Raw genomic sequence first — 3,334 nt, 5'->3', positions numbered from 1 at the left:
GGATGCGCACCTGCCCGCCGTCGACTTCCCAGCGGGCATCCAGCCGCACATTCGCGAGGAGCCGGCGGTCGTGGGTGACGAGTAGCAACGCGCCGGTGTAACTCTCGAGTGCATCCTCCAACTGCTCGATCGCCGGCAGGTCGAGGTGGTTCGTCGGCTCGTCGAGCACCAGAAGATTCACTCCGCGCGCCTGCAGCAGCGCCAGCCCGGCCCGCGTGCGCTCGCCGGGGGAGAGCGAGCCGACGACGGCGCCCACCTGGTCGGCCTTCAGAGCGAACTTCGCCAGCAGCGTCCTCACGCCGGCCTGCGCGAGGTCCGGAACCGCCGCCTCGAACGCATCACCGAGCGGCAAGTCCTCCGCCAGCTGGCCGCGTGCCTGGTCGATCTCCCCGACCGCCACGTTCGATCCGAGGGAGGCGGTGCCGGCGTCCGGCTCCTGGTGGCCCAGCAGTAGTCGCAGCAACGTTGACTTCCCTGCGCCGTTGGGTCCGGTGATGCCGATCCGCTCACCGGCGTTGAGCTGGAGTGAGACGGGACCGAGGGTGAAACCGCCCTGCGTCACCGAGGCGGTGTTGAGGGTCGCCACCACGGAGCTCGACCGCGGCGCCGTGCCGATGCTGAACTGCAGCTGCCACTCCTTGCGCGGTTCCTCGACCTCCTCCAGGCGGGCGATCCTCGATTCCATCTGGCGTACCTTCTGCGCCTGCTTCTCCGATGACTCCATGCTGGCCCTGCGCCGGATCTTGTCGTTGTCGGGGCTCTTCTTCATCGCATTGCGGACCCCCTGGGAGCTCCACTCGCGCTGGGTGCGGGCCCGCCCGACCAGCTCCGACTTCTTGTCGGCGAACTCCTCGTACGCTTCACGCGCATGGCGCTTCGACACGGCACGCTCCTCGAGGAAGGCGTCATAGCCGCCGTCATACACTGCGACCTTGTTCTGCGCCTGGTCGAGCTCCACCACGGTGGTGACGCAGCGGGCGAGGAACTCACGGTCGTGGGACACCAGGACGGCTCCTCCGCGGAGACCGAGCATGAATTCCTCGAGCCGCGCCAGCCCGTCCAGGTCGAGGTCGTTGGTCGGTTCATCGAGCAGGACCATGTCGAAGCGGCTCAGCAGCAGGGCTGCGAGCGCCACCCGGGCCAGCTGGCCGCCGGAGAGTGCAGTGGTCGATGTTGCCGGGTCGATGGCATCGGCCACATCGGCGAGGACCGCCAGCATGCGCTCATCGAGGTCGGCGGCGCCGGAGGCCATCCAGTGATCGAGGGCCGCCGCGTAAGCGTCATCCGCCCCCGGTGCTCCGGAGCCGAGCGCCTCCGCCGTTCTCTCCAGGGCGGCAGTCGCCGACGTCGACCCTGTGCGGCGCCCAAGGTACGCCGCCACCGTTTCGCCACTGTTCCGCTCGTGTTCCTGGGGGAGCCAGCCGACGAAGGCGTCGGTCGGCGTCGTGCTCACCGAACCTCCCAATGGAGAGTCCATTCCCGCGAGCAGCTTGAGCAGCGTCGACTTGCCGGCACCATTGGCGCCGACCACGCCGACCACATCGCCCGGCGCAACAGTGAGATTGAGGTCGGAGAAGAGGGTCCGGTGTCCGTGGCCGCCGGACAATGCCTTGGCCACGAGGGTTGCAGTCATTCCTCCATTTTAGGCAGGGGCCACGCCACGGGAGTTCAGGCAGGCGGCACTCGAAGATCTGATGGCCGTACCGGACGACGAAAGAGCGGACACTGCGAAGCGTGTTGTGGATCTTGTTCGCAGCCGAATGGTGGTCAACTTTTGGAGCAAGCCAAACGAGCAAAATGCCCTCACCACCGAGCTGGATGACTACTTTTATGATTTCGGGGAGCGCCGAGGAATTCAGCTGAAACAATCCATCGTCGACGTGTTTACAACGGCGGTCCTCAAGGTAGCAAGGGCGCGCTTCACTAAATGATGGTGGAGGTACGCGGGATAGATTACGGTACTCAGCTCATCGAGTACCGTCTGGAGCGCCGGGAGCGCGCCACACTTGAAATCACCGTGGAACCGGATGGGCTGGTCCGCGTTGTCGCACCAGCTGATGCCGCGGTGGAGGACATCGCGGCAAGAGTGCATAGGCGTGCGCGGTGGATTCTTGCGCAACAGCGCACATTCGCGGATTGCGACCGCGTATGCCCGAACGCCGGTACGTCCCGGGTGAAACGCATCTTTACCTGGGCAGGCAATATCGGATACGGGTGATCCCGGGGGAAAGCGCAACTGGAACTCCGGATGCTGCCCGGGTGAAGATGGTGCGTGGATTCCTCGAAGTGACTGGTATCGCCTTCGATGACACTCCCGCCATTGAGAAGAACGTGACCTCGTGGTTCCGCGAGCGCGCACGCCTTCAGCTGCCTCGCCGGGTAGAACTCAATCGCCAGAGATTTCCGGATCCGGCGACCGTGGAGCCCTCTGGTCTGCGTCTTCAACGGATGCCAACACGATGGGGCTCTATGTCCCCGGGTGGGCGCTTGTTGCTCAACCCGGACCTCATTCGCGCGCCGATGGAGTCGATCGACTACGTGATCACCCACGAACTGTGCCACCTGCTTATTCCAAGCCACAGCCGACGGTTCTACGAACTTGAGGAATCCGTTATGCCCGACTGGGAGAAGCACAAACAGCGTCTTGAACGGATCATGGCATAAGAGGCGGGTGGACTATGGCTCGATGGGGTGGCGGCTGAGAAAGGCATCCAGGACGACGGCGAGCGGTGCCGGATGGGTGATCGCGAGGGAGTGGTCCGCTCCGGCCAGCACGACCTCTTCGGCGTGGGGCAACCAGCGCAGCATGAGCTGCCGTACTTCCGCGAACCACGGACCGCTGCTGCTTCCGCCCACGTACAGGACGGGCTGGGTGATTCGCTTGGCGTCGTCTGCACTGAACCGCCAGTCGACGAGGGCCTGCAGGTCGGTGGCGAAAAACGTCCCGGCGTCGCTTTCTATGTCGGCGGCACTTCCGGCACGGTGCTGTTCGATCTCAGTCCGCCAGCCAGGCCCCATGAGACCGGTGAGAAACCCGTCCATCGCACTCGCTGCCCCGCGGCGGCGGTAGTCCTCGGTGAGCCGCCCACATGCGGCGAGGAATTCATCGGCCAGGGAGGTGTGCACCGGAGGCGGCTCGATGAGGCACAGGCTCTGGACGATTCCCGGAGCCGATGCCGCGAGGTGCAGTCCTACCGCGGCGCTGTAGGACACTCCGACCACATGCGCCTTCCCGATACCCAGAGCCCGCATCAGCGCGTAGCAGTCCAACGCATCGCGCTCGATGGATCCAGCTCCGCCGGCGGGGCTGCTGCCCCCGTAACCCCGGCGGTGG

General features: G+C 65.4%; 4 protein-coding genes. 2 read left to right on the top strand and 2 right to left on the bottom strand.

The window, feature by feature from the left end:
• A partial coding sequence (locus Y704_RS19220; protein WP_081747427.1) for an ABC-F family ATP-binding cassette domain-containing protein occupies positions 1 to 1,633 on the bottom strand: 1,633 nt, incomplete at its 3' end.
• A 61-nt stretch (positions 1,634 to 1,694) separates the two neighbouring features.
• Between Y704_RS19220 and Y704_RS0105520 the strand changes: the two genes are divergently transcribed.
• Together Y704_RS0105520 and Y704_RS19215 are read left to right on the top strand one after the other, a co-directional pair.
• Positions 1,695 to 1,931: a hypothetical protein gene (locus Y704_RS0105520; RefSeq protein ID WP_026549375.1), complete on the top strand. Its 237-nt coding sequence runs from the start codon at positions 1,695 to 1,697 to the stop codon at positions 1,929 to 1,931.
• Between the two features lie 217 nt (positions 1,932 to 2,148).
• Positions 2,149 to 2,664 carry a M48 family metallopeptidase gene (locus Y704_RS19215; RefSeq protein ID WP_216698949.1) on the top strand — a complete coding sequence of 172 codons (516 nt, stop codon included), beginning with the start codon at positions 2,149 to 2,151 and terminating at the stop codon, positions 2,662 to 2,664.
• A gap of 12 nt (positions 2,665 to 2,676) precedes the next feature.
• Here the strand turns inward: Y704_RS19215 and Y704_RS0105510 are convergent.
• On the bottom strand, positions 2,677 to 3,334 hold a 658-nt coding region (locus tag Y704_RS0105510), incomplete at its 5' end, for an alpha/beta fold hydrolase (RefSeq protein WP_081747426.1).

The sequence above is a fragment of the Arthrobacter sp. Br18 genome (assembly GCF_000520555.1).
GTDB lineage: Bacteria > Actinomycetota > Actinomycetes > Actinomycetales > Micrococcaceae > Arthrobacter_D.
The sequence above is the reverse complement of the archived record's forward strand: the minus strand, read 5'-3'. Positions and strand labels throughout refer to the sequence as shown.